We start from the raw sequence: 15,906 nt of genomic DNA, 5'->3' as shown, positions 1-15,906 counted from the left end.
ATGCGCCACCTCCGCTCAGGGGCTCGCCTCCATGTCGGAGAGCGCGAAGTCATCCATCGTCAGCGTGCCCACTTGATCGATGGACAGGCCCACGCTGAGGGCCTTCGCCGCGGAGGGCGCCGCGGGCGTGGTCCACTCCGCGAAGGTGTAGCTGCTCCGCGCGGGCAGCAGCGGCCCCTGGGACCAGTACGTCCAGGCGCCCGAGCTGTTGCGGTAGTACGCCTTGAAGCGCACCTGCGTCGTGGCCTTGTACCAGGCGGTGATGCGGTAGTGATGCCCCGTCACCGGCGTGGGCGTGCAGCTGCTGTCGTCCTGCCGGGTGATGAGCTTCCGGTCTCCGTCGGAGATGCGCGTGATGCTCACCCGCTGGGCCCAGCTGCCTCCGTGCGCATCCGACGTCCGCGTCCACGTGAAGGTGTTGTCGCCGAAGCCGCCGCGCTGCCAGCAGTCCGGCGTCCCGTCGCCGTTGCTGTCCGCTTCGAGCGACGGGTTCTTCAAGAGCTGCGAGGGGGGCCAGCTCACCGGGGGCTTGAGCACTCCGCCGATGATGGCGTCCATCGTGGCGACGGTGGTGCCTCGCGACGCGCGGGTGGCCAGCCAGTCGATGAACGCCGTCAGGTTGGCGGGTGAGATGGAATAGGTCTGCGGCGGATCGCACGGCCCGCAGACGTGGTGGAAGACGATGGGCACCCAGCCGCCACCGGACTCCTCGGCGCGCAGCACGTAGTTCTTCAGGTCCGTGAGCGTGGTGGTGGCCTGCACTGAACCGTGGGTCCGGATGGCGTACTTGTCCGCGGGGGGCACGGGCTCCGCGTAGGGGTTGCTGGAGCTGCCGGACGGAGTTCTCAGTCCGCCGCTCTCCCTCGCGGAGTTGTAGTTGCCGTCGATGACGATCTGCCGCGTGGTCGCATCCTTGTCGCCGAAGGGATAGGCGAACGACGTGATGCGGAAGCCCGCGTTCAGCAGGGCGACCCGGTCGTTGAAGATCTCCCGGCGCTGCTCGTCGGGCGAAAGCTCCGTGAGATGCGGATGGGTCAGCGTGTGACCTCCAATCTCATGGCCCTTGTCCCGGAGCGCGCGCACCTGGGCGAGCGTGAGCCGGCCGGACTGCCCCAGCCTGCTGCTGTTGATGAAGAACGTGCCTCGCATCCCACGGGCCTCCATCGCGGAGGCCCCGATGAGCTGCGAGGCCAGGCAGTCGTCGAAGTTCAGCGAGACGACCACCTGACCGGGCAGGAGTGCGATGGCTCGGGTCGTGGGTTCCATGGCGGGTGCTCCCCCCTTGTGCACGAAGGGTTCACCCACAACCTGTGCACGCTCCGCTATTCAAGCTTCGACGTGGCGTCGATGGTCAGCTCCGTCGTCGTGAGGGCCGGGTCCGCGAGGATGTCCGCTTTGTTGAAGAGCACGGGACGGAAGTGCTTGCCGGAGAAGAGGTCCGCCTGGTCCGTGAAGTGTGGGGACGCCGGGTCGGCGGACTGCGCGTAGGAGAGGACCGCGTTCGCGCGCGGGCCCTCCTGCGTGAACTCCATCACCATCAGGAAGCTGGTCCCGAAGTCGACCAGGTAGCCCTCCGGTGTGAGCCCCGTGCCTGGGGAGAGCAGCGGACCCTGCGGCTGGGACTGCGGTAGCAGCGTCGCGTTCGCTCCGGAATAGCCGACGACGTTGGTGACACCCTCGAAGGCCGCGCCCCCATGCAGCGGCACCTTGCGGTCTGCCTTCCACGCGAACTGCACGTCCCCCAGCTTCGTCCCCACCGCGATGCCCGCCTTGCCCAGGAGCACCACGGCCTCCGCCAGCTTCTGGTTCACCGGATCCACGCCGGTCGCCGGAGCAGGCACCAGTCCGGCCGGCGTCACCGCCGCGCGGGCCGGATCGAAGGGCTGCGCGAAGAGTGCGCCCTGGTCCACGAGGTCGGAGCGGCTGAATCCGTTCAGGAACTCGCGCCAGACGATCGCGCCCTGACGGTCCAGCTCCAGGCGGCCGTCCCACGCCGCGATGAGCTGGCACGCCTGCGTGATGTCCACGGGCGCGCCGTCGACGACGATGGGCTTCGCGCCCTGGCAGCGCTGCACCACGGCCGTGCGCAGCTGCTCCGCCACCCAGGTCCGGTTGCTCAGGATGGCCTGTTCCGCCTCCTCGCGCGTGAAGCGCCCGTCGCTCCCGGACGCGGCGCTCTCTCCCTGCTCGGTGATCAGGGTGAGGTTCATGTGCGAGCGCGTGCTCATGCGGCCTCGCGTCCCGAAGATTTCGTAGAGGAAGGGGAGGTTGAGCAGGGGCTGGGCGGGGTTCGTGAACGTCGCCGGATCATTCGCGTTCATCACGAAGTCCGTCCGGGTGAGCTGCGGCATGACGGTGGTCGGTACCAGGCCTTGCGACTCGCCATCCAGGCCCACCCATTCGTCGCGCGACGTGCTGCCATCCAGGAGGATGAGCCCCAGCGACGCGAACACCGGCGCGTCCGGGGTGGACTCGAGCGAGTCGCGGTAGGCCGCGACGGTGGCGGGGCTCAGGTAGGGGACCCGGGACGCGTCCACGTAGCGCGTGTCGCCATCCGGGCTGGTCAGGAGCGTGTTCACCCAGGGCGCGCCGCGCACCGTGCGCTCCACGTCCGCGGCCTCGTCGAGGCTCCGGGCCTTGTTCAGGCGCAGCCAGTGTTCCGCGAACCGGGGGTTGTTCTCCGTGGCGTCGCGCGTCGTGTACGCGATCTCGCCCGTCCATTCCGCGCCAGGGCCCGCGAGCATGGGGCCGTAGTGGCTGCGCCAGAACGTGCGCGTCTCCTTCGTCAGGCCGCCGTCGTCTCCGCGCACGTCGACGGTGACCGTCCGAGACGTCATGCGGCGGACCGTGCCGTCATAGACATAGGCCGTGGGGTCGCCCGGCACGAGCTTGAGCCGGTACAGCGTCATGTGGCTGGACGCGGTCACGGTGTGCGTCCACGCAAGGTCCCGGTTGAAGCCGATGTTGATGGCGGGCACGCCCAGCAGGGACACGCCGTACACGTCGAGCTTGCCGGGGATGGTCTGGTGGCTCTCGTGGAAGCGGAGGCTGCCCTCCCAGGGGAAGTGCGGGTTGGCGACGAGCATGCCCCGGCCGCTGGCGGTCTTCTCCCGGCCCAGCGCCCAGCCGTTGCTGCCCAGTGCGTCCTTGCGCGGCGGCAGCGCGAGCGGACGCGACTGGAGTCGCTGGCCTCCCGCCTTCAGGCCCGGCGGCTGGGCGTTCCCCACGTAGCCGAGCAGCGGCACCAGCGTGTCGAACAGCGACAGGTCCAGGTGGTACGCCAGCAGGTCGTACGCGCTGATGGGCTTCACCCAGGCCGCGCCACGGCAGGGAGCGGGACGCTTATCCGCGGGCACGTCCGAGAGGTACTGGTTGTAGCCCGCGGCATAGCCCTGCACGAGCTCCCGCAGCTCCTCTGACTGCTCCGCGAAGGTGGCCTCCGCGCGGGTGCGCAGCGCGAGCCCGCGATAGATGAAGTCGCTCTCGAGGAGGGCGTCCTGGGGGCCCCGGCCCAGGTAGCGCGCGCGCTCGCCACGGACCTTGAGGAACTGATCCGCGAGGATGCAGACCGCGTCCTGCGCCTGCGCGTAGCCGATGCCGGCGCCCAGGCTTCGATACCCGTCGGCCTGGATGTGGGGAACGCCGTAGGCGGTGCGGTGGAGGGTGGCCTTGAGCGGGGAGGGCCCTGGTGGGTCGTCGTTCCGGCAGCCGCTGAACGCCGTCAGGGTCAGCAGCAGGGAAAGGGAGAGGGGCGATGTGCGCATGGGTCGTCAGCCTCGCAAGCAGGGCTGACAAGGATATTCTTTCTAAGCCCGGTATTCATGGCCTGGTGGGTAGTGGTGGTCTCGTCAGACCGATGGCATAGGCTGCGCCCCAACAAGGAGCGGGCCATGTCGTACATGCTGGTGGTGATGCAGACCGGGGGCGGGAAGCCCCAGACGGCGGAGGAGAAGCGCGTCGCGGCGGACCGGATGGCGCGGATGCAGGGCTTCGGAGCGGCGCTCCAGGCGCGAGGCATCCTCCAGGCCGCGGACTCGCTGCGCTCGGACGCGGAGGGCATCCGGGTGGAGCGGCGCGACGGGAAGCTCAGCTTCAGCGACGGGCCGTTCACCGAGTCCAAGGAGATCATCGGCGGCTTCTTCCTCATCGACGTGAAGACGCGCGAGGAAGCGCTGGAGCTGGCCACGCAGTGCCCCGCGGCGGAGTGGTCCACCGTCGAGGTCCGCCAGAGCGGTCCCTGCTACGACCCGTGAGCGGCCGACGCAATCCCCCTCACCGGAACTCGTTGACGATGTAGACCCCTGCCCGGGGCGAATCGAGGATGGCTGTCCCGGGCTTGGACTCCGGTCGTTTCCGCAGTTGCCCTTGACCAAGACGCGCCACCGCACAGATGGGCACTTGATCCCCACCCTTCACTGGCTGGGCAGCGTAGTACCGGATGACGACTTGGGGCCCATCGGTCCAGACCCGGCCGTAGAGCCGCGCTGGTGCTTCAAGGAGCCCGATGTTCTCCTCGAGCACGCTCTCGATGTTCCCGTCGTACAGGGTAATGGGTCGCGCCCGGGTCTGGTTCGCGTCGAGCTGCACCCACGCGGCTTCCCCCACGAACATCCGAAGGTAGTTCATCGCCTCGCGGGCCTTCTCGGGGCATTCCTGGGCTCTGGGGCTGCCGTCAGAACGAAGGGCTACCCCGCCGGTTGCCGGGCAGCCGGAGGCCGTGGTGAGTAGAACAGCACAACCCAGGAGGGCGAGCTTCTTGGAGGCCATGCCGCCCGCTCTTACCGCGCAATGAGGGCAGGATCTAGCTGGACGAACGCTTGTCGCAGGCCGTCCTGTCGATAGATCTCCAGCCAGAGACTCGTCAGCACGCCGTCGTCCACGAAGGCACTCCCGTCCGCGACAACGGCCAGCACACCAGACCCTCCGGGCGTGATTTCTCGGACTGTTGCGCGAACGGCCGCAGCCCGGTCTCGCCCGCTGTGCATGGTCACAAGCCGAACCCGCTGCACGCTCCAAGATTGCTCCGAAGCGAGGTTCTTGACCCTGAAGATCACAGCCGCCTTGCCCTTGCCTTTGAACACCGTCGCGTCCATTTCGGTCTCCGGGTCTTTGCCTGAAATGTGGTCCTCGACCGTGAACGGCGTCTGGGCCACAGCACCCGATGCGAGCAGGGCGGCCAGGGCGTGGTCCTCCGACGTCTCCTCCTTGCGGTAGCGCTCGTTCTCTTCGGTCAGCACGTCATTCCGCGCGAGGGCATCAACCAGCGCCGAGTGCATCGACGCATGACTGTTCCGGCTCTTGAACACGTCGATCTGCTGGTCAGGGATGGGTGCCCAATCATTGTCCTTCTTCGACCAATGCGGTCTCACGAGGAACGGGACTTCCGTACCGTCCATCAGCGTCACGACCAGCGGGAGCCCTTCATCTCGGTTGAGGTCTCGGATGGGTTCCAGGATGACCTTGTTGCGGGCCACCGTGAGCGGTTCGAGCCGACCTTCCCACCCGATCAGCTTCGTCTTGCTCGGGTCCACAGGCTGCTCGAATCGCAGCGTTGTGAGGGTCTGCCCCTTCACGTAGACGGTGTGGGTGCCGTCAGAAGGGTGCTCGGAGAGCATGATGGACCGTTGCTTGGGGCGGTCGCACTTGTCGCTGGCCTGCGCGATTGACGCAGCCAGAAATACGGCGAGCAGAATAGGCCCTGCGAGTTGGCCGAGTCTCATGACTCAGGCAACCTACCAGGAGGGGAGGCGTGAAGCCAACCCAAGCTCTGTCTATTTCATGAGGCGCTGGCGAAGATCGCAATGCGCTGTTGACGCCGGACTCTCCGTTGCGGCGGCTCATTGTGAAAGGGGAGGGATGAAGTGGAGCGTCATTTCTACTGGGTGATGCTTGCTGGCGTGCCGCAATGGCTTCTTGAGTCGCCGACCAGGGATTCGGGTGAGTCGTTTGACGAACCCTGGATGTTCACGGTGGGGCGCGTCCTTCCAGACCCTGGACCCATCGACTCCCAGATTTCGTATCCTGGCGAGAGGCGCTCGTTCGTACTCGCGGGGGTGGAGGAAACGCCCATCGGCAGCGAAGCCGTCGCGAACGTCTTCCGGGAGTTCGCGCTCGGCGACGTGCAGCTCTTTCCCGTGTCGATAGCTGGGGAGTCCGAACGGTACTTCGTCGTCAATGCCATCAAGCTGATGGATTGCATCGACGAAGAGCGCTGCCTGGAGGTGCAGCACTACCCCCCGGGCTCCTTCCCCGAATTCGCAGGCGAGTACCGCTGGATCTATGGACTGCGAATCGACCCATCGAAGACCGAAGGCGCGCAGGTCTTCCGGCTGAAGAAGTTCAAGACCGCGTTCATCGTGTCGGAGGACATCAAGAACGCACTCGAGCGGGTTGGGAACCTGGGGCTGTCGTTCGACCGCGTGACCGGAGCGCCCGAGTCTCCCTGATGGTCGATGCTGGCTGCCCTATGCCCGTGTGCGACGGGGGCCTCAACACCATCCCTGAATGGTTGCCAATCACCCATGGGAGGGATGGTCTGAATCCCCCTTTGTGGGGTGTGATGCGCGGCCTCAAAGGCACGCCCACCGCAGGCCCATCTCTCAGAACGAGGGGGGAACGTCATGAAGGTCCTGATTGGAGATACCGTCGTCCTCAAGCAGCAGACGGGCAACCCCATCGGGATCGTGACCCGGCGCAACGGCAACACGCTCACGGTCCGATTGCCGCTGCAGGGCAACACGCTGGAACGCGTGTCCCGGTCTGACGTGGACCCACTGGCGCTGTGGATGGCGGATGCGCGTAGGCGCCAGGCGAAGTTCAGTAACTCACTGAGTCTGGCTGGCCAGTCGTCGCTCGCGGAACTGGTCAAGGCATTTGGCTATGCGTCGGATGTCAAGATGCAGCGCTCATCGCTGGGCAATGTCGTGCGCCAACTGGAGCGGGCAGGCCTGGAGGTCAAACCCACGACGGGCAACTGGGACCGTTACGCGCCGTTTGTCCTGGGGCTGAAGGATGCCCTGATTGATCCCTCGAACATTGAGGAAGACGAGGTCAATGAGGCGGAGGAACCGGAACTGGGACTGCCCTCAAGCTTCGCGCTGCCCCAACCGTTCTGGCCCAGCGCGCTGGGCCTGTCGCAGGACCAGGAGGTCGCGTTCCTTCGCGCCTTGACCGCGCCCGAACCCATCCTCGCGCTCCTCTACCTTCCCGACAGTCGCGGCGCTACGGACTGGCTCCAGGCCACCTGGGAAGGCGTGATGGGCTGGGCGTATCGCGCAGCCCAACGCTTCATCCGCACTGGCAGCGGTGAGCCCCAGGCACCTGACGTAGTCCGCGGTCCTCCAACGCTGTTGCACGGATATCTCAGGCCGTCCGTGCTGGCGTCGGATGGACCCCGGCTCCAGGACAAGTCGCGCACGCTCAACCTCGTCGCGCTCCGGCGCGATGCGGACGCCCCTGTGGACCTCCAACGCCTGCTTTCCGCCTGGCCGGGCCCTGTCTTCGAGTTTGACGCCACAGCGATCGCCAGTGACGGCGCGCCCGTCTCGCGGCTCATGTTGATGGTGGGAGGCAAGCCAGAGAAGTCCACGGATGCTGTCGTGGCGGAACTGTCCCCGCTGAAGCTGGTGCTGTGGGGCCGGGAGGCCTGCGCCCATGGCGCAGCGCAGGCGATGAACTCCTGGGGAGAAACGCTCAAGCGCACTCCGCTTTCCCGGTTCAAGGGCAGCAACGAGAGCGCTACGGCCCTGTCATTGAAGGCTCGCCTGGCACAGTGGGTGGGCCTGCGGAGTCCGGATGCGGAACTTGAGTTCGAACATAGCCGGATGGAGGTCGTGGACGAGGAGGGAGCCACACAGGAGGTGACCCGGACCGACCTGCATGTGGAAGGGCTGGGGAACTTCGAAGTCGAGACGCTGGCGGGAAGCGGCCCGATGGAGTCTTTCTACCATCGGAAGATCTTCTCGCGACGCAAGGCGGGGGAAGCATTCTCGCTCGTCGTTCCCAGCGAAGCCCTGCTCTGGGCAGGGCCTTTCCTGGCGGACATCGCCCATCACCTGGGTGAGGAAGGAGCGGTCCTCGTGCCTGCGGCAGGGGCCACCTTCGCGAAGCTCGAACCACGGCCGCTCACCGAGAGCGCTTCGGAGGTAAAGGACCCGGGGGAGGCCCGGCGTGAGTCCACCATCGAAAAGGTGGAGCGCGATGTGGATCGCCTGCCAGGCCTGGATGACGTCGCGGGCTACACCGCTGTCAAGCAACGGATCCAGCGCGACATCATCTGGCCGGAGCGTCGGGGCGCATTGTTGCGCAATGTCTCAAGGGCATCGGGGATCCTCTTCTTCGGGCCCCCTGGCTGCGGCAAGTCGCTGCTTGCCCGCGCCATCGCGGGTGAACTCGAGCAGGAGGTGCGGTTGCTCTCTCCGTCGGACCTGCGGGGGCCCTACGTTGGTTGGGGGAGCCTGATGATCCGCGAACAGTTCGATTGGGTCGTGGAGCAGGAGAAGCGGATGCTCGTGCTCGACGAATTGGACGCGGTGGCGCGCTCCCGGCGTAACGGTCAGATGCATAGCGACGAGAAGGCGGATGTAAATGAACTCCTCGTCCAACTGGATCGGGCCGGCCGGCTCCGCAGGATCATCGTGGGCACGACCAACTTCCTGGGCGCGCTTGATGAGGCAGTCATTCGCAGTGGCAGGTTCGGACGCTACGTCCCCGTGCCACCTCCGGACCTCGAGGAGTCCGTCGAGATAGTCTCCTACTATCTGAAGCGCCTGGGGCGCGGTGGTCAGCGGATCTCCGTTCCCAGCGATGCTGAGCTGAGTGACATCCTGGCTCCGTTGTTCCTGGAGAACCGGGTGAATCAGCGCTTCTTCTCGGGCTCGGACCTGGAGGCCGCTGTCACGGAGTCCTATCTTCGCTGCGCGCAGCAAGATGCCTCTCTGGAGGCACTGATGCCGGAGCAGATGGAAGCCACCGTGCACCTGACTCGTGAAGTGCTGGCCTCGGCGCTGGAGGGAGGCCCGCGATCTGTTTCGGCCCACTCCATCCGCCGCTTCCTCAAGGAGACCCAGCGCCATTGTGGCGCTGGGCTCGCGGACATCCTTGCGAAACGCTTCGAGGCGACCGAACAGGCTTCCTGAGACGGCGCCGCGCCCGTCCCGCTTCCACCTTGTGACACCCCGCCTGACTCCAGGGTGATTCGCACGGCGGTGTCGCCTGCCCATCCTCCGGGGCCATGGCCACGACACCGAACGATGTCCCGGAGGCGGTCCCGGCGTACCTGCCCACTCCGCTTCCGGAGGCGCGGGCCTTCTCGTGGGCGGAGCTGCTGACGCCCACCCGCCGGGGCCTCCGGGAGCTGTTCTCCTGGCTGGAAGCGGCCTGCGAGGACGGCGCGCACGCGGCGGGCTCCAGCGCCGAACACCTCTCCACCAGCCTGCTCGTCTCCGGGGCCCGGGGCTCCGGGAAGACCACCCTCCTGCTCAGCGCCGTGCAGGCCCTGCAGGACTGGAAGCGCTTCGTCAGCGGGCCGGGCGGTCCGGAGGTGGCCGCGCTGTCCCAGACGCTCGAGCGGCTTGAACGGCGCATCCTCTGGCTGGAGCCGCTCGACCTGGAGCCCGTCCCTTCCCAGGCCAACCTGCTGGCCACCCTGCTGGTCCGCGTGCGGGCCGCGCTGGACCACCCCCGCCATGCGAAGGGCGCGCGCGGGGAGTCCTCGCGGTGGGCCTCTTCCATCCTGGAGGAGGGCGCGGAGGAGACGTGGGGGAAGCTGGATCACCTCATCCGCGACGCGTCGTTCATGTGGGAGGACATCCCGTCCACCACCGATGCCCGCGTGCGCGCGGAGCAGCAGATCCGCGCGTCGGAGATCTACGCCAACTTCCAGCCGCGCTTCGCCGACGCCATGGACGACGTGGCCCGGACGCTGTCCATGCCGCGCTTCGGCGCGTCCGGCGGCGACCAGGTGCTGCTCGTGCTGCCCATCGACAACGTGGACCGCAGCATCGAGCACCTCTACAACATCGTGAAGCTCACGCGCATGGTGGCCAGCCCCCACCTCTGGTTCGTCCTGGCCGCCGGCCACCAGGAGTTCCAGCGCTTCATGGAGCGCTCCTTCCAGAAGGAGCTCATCGTCTCCGGACAGGCCGGCATCGGCTCTCTCGGCCAGGAGGAGACGCTCGCCATTGCCCGGCGCCAGGCCGCCACCACGCTGCGCCGCGCGTTGCCTCCCAGCTACCGCATCGCGCTGGATCCGGTGGGGCCGGATGAGGCCTGGCACTTCCCCGTGGACGGGCAGGGAGAGCCGCTGGGAAAACTCCTGGGGCGCATGAAGCTGCCTCGCGGCAGGCGGACGGAGTCGCAGGTGCTGGACTCCTTCGCGGACCTCTTCGACCTGGAGGGCCGGCTCACCCCCCACGTGGCTCGCTGCTACCGCGAAGCCCTCCGCACCGACGGCGAGGAGGCCCGGGAAGCCGCGCCGCACCCGGACGGGCCGCTCCTCCACCACGTCGGAAGGCTTGCCCTCACGCTACCCGCGCGCACCCTGCAGGACCTGTGGCACTCCGTCCGGCGGGAGGTCCTGACCTCCGCCGCGCCCGCGCCGGGTGCCGGGTCCTCCACCGCTCCCGAGGAGGGCGAGGCCGCGGTCCGCGTGGCCATGGAGATGCTGCGCAACGCCATCGACGAAAGCGATCTGCCGGCCTGGGCGAGCGAGCAGATGCACCACCGGATCCTCCGGCATGACGATCAGGGCCGCGTCTGCATGGACCTGACGGGCAAGCCCATCCGCCGCTCCAAGCGCACCAGCCTTCACGGCGTCCTGCAGGGGCCGCCCCGCGACTCGGGAGGGAACGGGAAGGGCGCGCACGCCTGGGTGCTGGGCACGGAGGTGCACCTGCGCCGCTTCCATGAGGTGGTGCTGATGCTGACGGACCTGGAGGGCTCCGGCCGCGAGGTGTCCCTGCCCGGGAACGTCGCCGGCTGGTTCATGATCCTGCATGACGTGCTGATGCTGTTCGAACGGCCGCGCGTGCTGAGCGCGGACGTGACGCCCTTGGAGATGAGCCCGGAGCTGGTCGTGACCGTGCACGAGCTCCGGGCGGACCAGGCTCGCGGGGAACCCTTCATCCAGGCCGACTTCTGGTGGACGCTCCCCTCGTGGAGCACCTTCATCGAGTTCGCCATCCTCACCGCGCAGTGGCGCGCGTTCCTCGTGCGGTTCTCCAAGGGATTCCTCACCGTCAGCGACGGGCCGGACCCCGCGCTGCGTGCGCGCTTCATCCAGGCAGCGTGGGTGGAGAACATCTGCTCCGTGGCGGGGCTGGCCATGGGCCGGTGGGACTGGGGAAACGCGCAGCAGGGAGCCGTCCGCGCGCTACAGGCTCCGCGGCTGGATGCCGCGCTGGAGTCCTATGAGCAGCAGGTGCGCGACACGGTGGCGGAGCTCGTCACGCGGATCCGCGAGCACGGCGCCGGGTATGACCGGATGTGGACGGCGCAGACCTGGCTGCGCGACACGCTGCTGCTTCAGGTGCTGCCGGAGTTCGCGCTCGCTCCCGATGCGCGAGGGCTGCTGCGCCAGCCGCCAGGACGGGCCCGCGCGGGCGGAGGCTGGGACACCTTGGCGAAGGCCTGTCGCACCCAGGCGCCCCGGCTGAGGGCCTTCCGGCAGCAGCGGGTGCGCGAAGCGGTCAACCGCTCCAGCGCGGCCGAGTCGCTGCGTCAGGCGCTCGGCTCGGGCGGCGGGCGTGCGTCGGACACGTACTACGATTGGCTCGACACCGTGGTGGAGGCCTGGTTCACCGTGGTGGACCGCGACGATGATCCGCTGACGGAGGTGTTGCTGGGCATGACGCCGCGCCTTGACGCCGCGTCCACCGAAGAGCACACATGAGCCACGACGGCCCACGCCCACCGCCGGGCAACCTGGCCCCGCGCCGCGTTCCGGAGGCCTACGTGCGCGCGGAGGTGGCCAGCTTCCCGCTGACGAGCCTCGGGGCCTTCCGCTCGGCGGTGACGGAGCTGGTTCCGTCGCTGGACGCGGAGGCCGGCGGGCCCACGCGGGCGCTCTGGCGCGAGTGCGAGAAGACCCTGTCGGAGCACGCCAGCGGCTGGTCGCTGGATCGGATCATCGCCGTGCGCGACGCCTTCTGGTTCCCATCGCGCGGGCACATCAGTCACCGGCGGGCCCCCAAGCAGGGCGTGTCGATGTTCCACTACCTGCGGCACCTGGCGGACACCCACCTGGAGCGCAGGCCCGGCGTCACCGTCATCTACCAGGGCAGCGGCGCGGAGTCGGTCGAAGCGCTGACGCACTACCGCTGGCTCACCTTCGCGATGCCGGAGGACCTGCTGCTGGCGGCCGTGCCGGTGGAGCCGCCTCCCACGCGGGTGGACATCGAGCCGCCCCTGCTGGTCCGGCACCTGCTGGACCGCGGCGTGGCGGAGGTCCACCACCACGTCGGCGCGGGCATGGACTTCCCGCTCCTGTGGGCCTCGCTGCTGTCCGCCGTGGGAGACCCGGGCCTGGATCCGCGCACGCTGACGGGGCCCGGGCTGCCCTTCGACGAAGGCGAGGCGATGCTGCGCTGGCTGCTGGCGACCGCGGTGACCCGCTGTGTCCTCGCGGAGGTCCTCCTGCGCCGCGAGACGCCTCCGCTCCTGGAGTTCGTGCGGGAGCTCTCGGAGTCGTCGGCCTGGTTGCCGCAGCGGCGGCGCGTGCTCTCACGGACGCTGGAGGCGCTCTCCCGTGGCCGCCGCGAAATCCTCCCCGCGCTGGATGAGCTGCGCGGCCTCTACGAGGACCTGCATCCGCTGGCGGTACGCAACGTGTCCGACCCTCCCGGCACGCTCGACGAGGTGTGGCGGCGGTGCGACCCCGTCGCGCTGCGGCTGCGGTTGACCACCCCCAACGGCGGGGAGCGCTGGCTGGTGCGCGCGGGCCTGAAGCACCTGGGGAGCCAGGAGCGGGCGGGCCTCCACGACGTGCACTTCGACCGCCTCTTCTGGCAGGTCCAGCGCGTGCGGTGCATCAGCTACCGCGCCTACGTGCAGCGGCCCCTCACCGCGGGCCTCCAGTGGTTCATCCGCTTCTATGGGCGCCCAGGCGCGATGAAGCGTCCCCTGCGCGCCGTGCGCGCGGAGGTGTCCTACGCGGTGGCGGGCGGGGACCAATTCATCGCCGCGCTGGAGGTCCGCACGAGCCTCGCGAACGATCCCATCCACATCGCGGAGGAGCTGGTGTCGCTCATGCGGTCGTGGCGGAGCGTGCTGGGCCGCACGGGGGAGCGCGCCGTCGGTGGGCGCTCGCCGGAGTTCGGCGTGGTGATGCACCTCATCAAGGCCAGGGACCCGGGCCGGCACTGGGCGGAGGGCCAGCCGCCCGCGCACGGCATGGGGACGTACGCGGAGCCGGTGCCCGAGGGACGGGTGCGGCTGGGCGGACGGTTCTCGGACTACTTCGCCGCGCAGTCGGTGCAGGTGGAGGCGCTGGTGGACCTGTTCCGCGCGGTGCCGCTGTCGCTCTGGCTGGTGCGCGGGCTGGACGTGGCGTCGGACGAGCTCAGCGTGCCCACGTGGGTGCTGGCGCCGCTGTACCGCTACGTGCGGTGGGGCGCCGCGCGCGCCGCGACCCGCAAGGAGGCCCGGGGTGCTCCGCCGCTCCGGCTGACCTCGCACGTGGGCGAGGACTACCGGCACCTCATGGAGGGCCTGCGCCGCATCTACGAAAGCACGCACTACCTGCTGGACCGCACGGGAGGACGGCTGGGCCACGCCACCGCGCTCGGCGTGGAGCCCGGGATGTGGGCCGAGTCCGTGGGCGCGGTGATGATGCCGGCCGAGGAACGGCTGTGGGACCTGGTCTTCGAGTGGCGGCTGTACAGCGACTACCGGCTGCCGGCGGCGCTGGCCGCGGAGGCACCACCCGGACGGCCGCAGCGGGTGGAGAACCAGCTGCGCGAGCTGTCCGAGTCCGTCTTTGGAGATTGCGTCGCGCCGCACGTGCTGGCCGAAGCGCACCACGTGCTGCACAACCTCTGGTGCCCGCCGCTGGCGCGCGAGGAGGGCGGGGTGGGGCTGGATGCGTTCAGCCGCACCTTCCACCGGCTGAACTGGAGCCGGGTGCTCAACGCCGAGCACGTCCGGAGCCTCCTCGTGGCCTACCGGGAGGACGAGCGCGTGTTCCGGCGCGGGCAGCAGCTGGTGGACATCCCGCTGGATGCGTCGGAGGTGGCGGCGCTGCGCTCGGTGCAGGACGCGATGCGCCGGCACGTGGGCGCGCGAGGCACGGTGGTGGAGGTGAACCCGTCCAGCAACCTGCTCATCGGCAACCTGCTGGACCTGCGCAACCATCCCATCCTGCGGCTCAATCCCCCGCGCGCGGAGGACGGCGCGCCGCCGCCGGTGCCCATCGCCGTGGGCGCGGATGACCCCGTCACCTTCTCCACCTTCCTCCTGCGCGAGTACTCCCTGCTGCACGAGGCGGCGCGCAGCGCGGGCTATTCCGAGCGGGTGGTGCACGAGTGGCTGTCCACCATCCGCCAGACGAGCATGGACGCGCGCTTCACCGCCTCGTGGCGGCCGAGCGCCCAGCACATGGCGGACGAGCTGCTGGGCGCGCTGGCCCGCTTCACGCGGAGGGCGGCGCGCCGGCACGAGGCTCCTGCCCCTGCGTGAGCGGCGCGGCGGCGCCGTCCCCTTGGGCGCGCGACGTCGCCGTGCTCACGGGTCTGGACGGAGGCAGCACCTTCTCCGACTGGCCGATGAGCCGGCCCAGCACCTTGTCCATGACGGAGCTCAGGAGCTTGTCCGCGGACCAGCCCGCGACGACCGCCAGCGCCATCAGCGTGAAGAACACGGCCCGTCTGTCGCTCACGACGATGTGGAAGATGGTGGGGCTGGCGTCCACTCCGGTGCTTCCGCCCCGCGTGTCCACCGACAGCAGCAGGCGGGACTGCTCCAGGAAGAGGAGCATCAGCGCCGCGAACGCGCCGATGACGGGCTTCACCAGCAGGTGGTAGGCGAAGAAGCGGCTCGTCGCACCCGTGGCGACGACGAAGCGCTCCTTCGACAGCATGTTGGAGACGATGGCTCCGGAGGCCCCCGCCAGGCCCACCAGGAGCAGCCCCCTGGGCACCAGGTCCCGGGGCCAGCTCTCGATCAGCGCCGAGGAGAGGAACAAGAAGGAGACGAGGAAGACCGCGAGCAGCAGGAGCGTGCTGAAGACCTGCAGTGAGACGTTGATGGAGAGCTGCCAGAAGGTCTTGTCCACCTGCTGGTTGACGGTGTCGAGCGCGCCGCGAAGCACGTTGCGGCAATAGCGCAGCTGCTCCTTGTCGGGGGACCGGGAGGCGTCGGCTCCGCTCCCGGGTTCCCCCGCTTGAATCAGCTTCCGCACGCACCGGGGCAGGGGGCCGCTCGTCTTGTCCTCACCGAGCCAGAGCTGGCTCCGCCCGGAGTCCTTCACCCGTCGCTCGAACTGCTGTTGGATCTCCAGCGCCCGGGGCAACAGCATGTCCTCCGGCATCACGAGGAGCAGCAGCCCGTCCATGTCGTGGATGAGCTCCCAGAAGGAGAAGGACCAGCGGCCCAGGGGCTTGTCCAGGCACCACAGGGCGGCCTCCAGCTTCTCCTCGCACTGCTTCAGGATGGCCTCGTTCTCGGGACTGCGGTCCTTGTCGCGCTTGCAGAGCTCGAGGAGCGAGGCGTTGCTCCCCACCCTGTTCCAGAGCAACTGGGTGGCCGAGCCAAATCCCCGCCGCTTCCGCTGGAAGCCCACGCGCTTCAGCATCTCCGGCAGCGGATGGTTGGGAAGCGTGTCGGTGGCCGCCATGGAGGACACATGGCCACGGCGCGAGCAGGTGACAACCCACCGTGCCGCGCAGTGCGTCAATGTCATGCGTCACCGCG

The 15,906-nt window shown here is 68.7% G+C and carries 10 protein-coding genes; 5 read left to right on the top strand and 5 right to left on the bottom strand.

The features are described 5' to 3' along the window. Positions 1-15: 15 nt before the first annotated feature. Both NR792_RS08835 and NR792_RS08830 read right to left on the bottom strand, forming a co-directional pair. Positions 16-1,266, bottom strand: coding sequence for a polysaccharide deacetylase family protein (locus tag NR792_RS08835; RefSeq protein WP_375759626.1), 1,251 nt, complete (start codon positions 1,264-1,266; stop codon positions 16-18). Between the two features lie 56 nt (positions 1,267-1,322). Further along, on the bottom strand, positions 1,323-3,764 hold the full coding sequence (locus tag NR792_RS08830) for a penicillin acylase family protein (protein WP_375759625.1): 2,442 nt from the start codon (positions 3,762-3,764) through the stop codon (positions 1,323-1,325). 126 nt (positions 3,765-3,890) lie between these two features. On the opposite strand from NR792_RS08830, the gene NR792_RS08825 reads away from it, so the two are divergent. Further along, positions 3,891-4,253, top strand: a complete 363-nt coding sequence (locus tag NR792_RS08825; RefSeq protein WP_375759624.1) for a YciI family protein — start codon at positions 3,891-3,893, stop codon at positions 4,251-4,253. 19 nt (positions 4,254-4,272) lie between these two features. On the opposite strand, the gene NR792_RS08820 is transcribed toward NR792_RS08825, so the two are convergent. Together NR792_RS08820 and NR792_RS08815 are read right to left on the bottom strand one after the other, a co-directional pair. Beyond that, complete coding sequence (locus NR792_RS08820) at positions 4,273-4,767, bottom strand: hypothetical protein (protein ID WP_375759623.1); 495 nt, start codon at positions 4,765-4,767, stop codon at positions 4,273-4,275. Between the two features lie 11 nt (positions 4,768-4,778). After that, the gene (locus NR792_RS08815; protein WP_375759622.1) at positions 4,779-5,720 is read right to left on the bottom strand and encodes a DUF2381 family protein; all 942 of its coding nucleotides are present in this window, start codon (positions 5,718-5,720) and stop codon (positions 4,779-4,781) included. A 141-nt stretch (positions 5,721-5,861) separates the two neighbouring features. Between NR792_RS08815 and NR792_RS08810 the strand changes: the two genes are divergently transcribed. The 4 genes from NR792_RS08810 to NR792_RS08795 all read left to right on the top strand — a co-directional run bounded on the left by NR792_RS08810 (position 5,862) and on the right by NR792_RS08795 (position 14,673). Further along, positions 5,862-6,446 carry an imm11 family protein gene (locus tag NR792_RS08810; protein WP_375759621.1) on the top strand — a complete coding sequence of 195 codons (585 nt, stop codon included), beginning with the start codon at positions 5,862-5,864 and terminating at the stop codon, positions 6,444-6,446. 174 nt (positions 6,447-6,620) lie between these two features. Then, positions 6,621-9,137, top strand: coding sequence for an AAA family ATPase (locus tag NR792_RS08805; protein WP_375759620.1), 2,517 nt, complete (start codon positions 6,621-6,623; stop codon positions 9,135-9,137). 95 nt (positions 9,138-9,232) lie between these two features. After that, positions 9,233-11,890, top strand: a complete 2,658-nt coding sequence (locus tag NR792_RS08800) for a hypothetical protein (protein WP_375759619.1) — start codon at positions 9,233-9,235, stop codon at positions 11,888-11,890. Next, positions 11,887-14,673, top strand: coding sequence for a hypothetical protein (locus tag NR792_RS08795; protein WP_375759618.1), 2,787 nt, complete (start codon positions 11,887-11,889; stop codon positions 14,671-14,673). Before NR792_RS08800 ends, NR792_RS08795 begins: the two co-directional genes overlap by 4 nt. Here the strand turns inward: NR792_RS08795 and NR792_RS08790 are convergent. Continuing rightward, complete coding sequence (locus NR792_RS08790; protein ID WP_375759617.1) at positions 14,627-15,829, bottom strand: hypothetical protein; 1,203 nt, start codon at positions 15,827-15,829, stop codon at positions 14,627-14,629. The two genes, NR792_RS08795 and NR792_RS08790, sit on opposite strands and share 47 nt — an antisense overlap. Between the last annotated feature and the right edge of the window lie 77 nt (positions 15,830-15,906).

This window comes from Corallococcus exercitus (assembly GCF_042231735.1).
Lineage (GTDB): Bacteria > Myxococcota > Myxococcia > Myxococcales > Myxococcaceae > Corallococcus > Corallococcus exercitus_B.
The sequence above is the reverse complement of the archived record's forward strand: the minus strand, read 5'-3'. Positions and strand labels throughout refer to the sequence as shown.

Bases quoted from the DNA above. Each gene is read 5' to 3' on its own strand.
- NR792_RS08825 (WP_375759624.1), top strand. From the start codon at position 3,891: ATGTCGTACATGCTGGTGGTGATGCAGACCGGGGGCGGGAAGCCCCAG.
- NR792_RS08795 (WP_375759618.1), top strand. From the start codon at position 11,887: ATGAGCCACGACGGCCCACGCCCACCGCCGGGCAACCTGGCCCCGCGC.
- NR792_RS08815 (WP_375759622.1), bottom strand. From the start codon at position 5,720: ATGAGACTCGGCCAACTCGCAGGGCCTATTCTGCTCGCCGTATTTCTG.
- NR792_RS08835 (WP_375759626.1), bottom strand. From the start codon at position 1,266: ATGGAACCCACGACCCGAGCCATCGCACTCCTGCCCGGTCAGGTGGTC.
- NR792_RS08805 (WP_375759620.1), top strand. From the start codon at position 6,621: ATGAAGGTCCTGATTGGAGATACCGTCGTCCTCAAGCAGCAGACGGGC.
- NR792_RS08800 (WP_375759619.1), top strand. From the start codon at position 9,233: ATGGCCACGACACCGAACGATGTCCCGGAGGCGGTCCCGGCGTACCTG.
- NR792_RS08820 (WP_375759623.1), bottom strand. From the start codon at position 4,767: ATGGCCTCCAAGAAGCTCGCCCTCCTGGGTTGTGCTGTTCTACTCACC.
- NR792_RS08830 (WP_375759625.1), bottom strand. From the start codon at position 3,764: ATGCGCACATCGCCCCTCTCCCTTTCCCTGCTGCTGACCCTGACGGCG.
- NR792_RS08790 (WP_375759617.1), bottom strand. From the start codon at position 15,829: ATGGCGGCCACCGACACGCTTCCCAACCATCCGCTGCCGGAGATGCTG.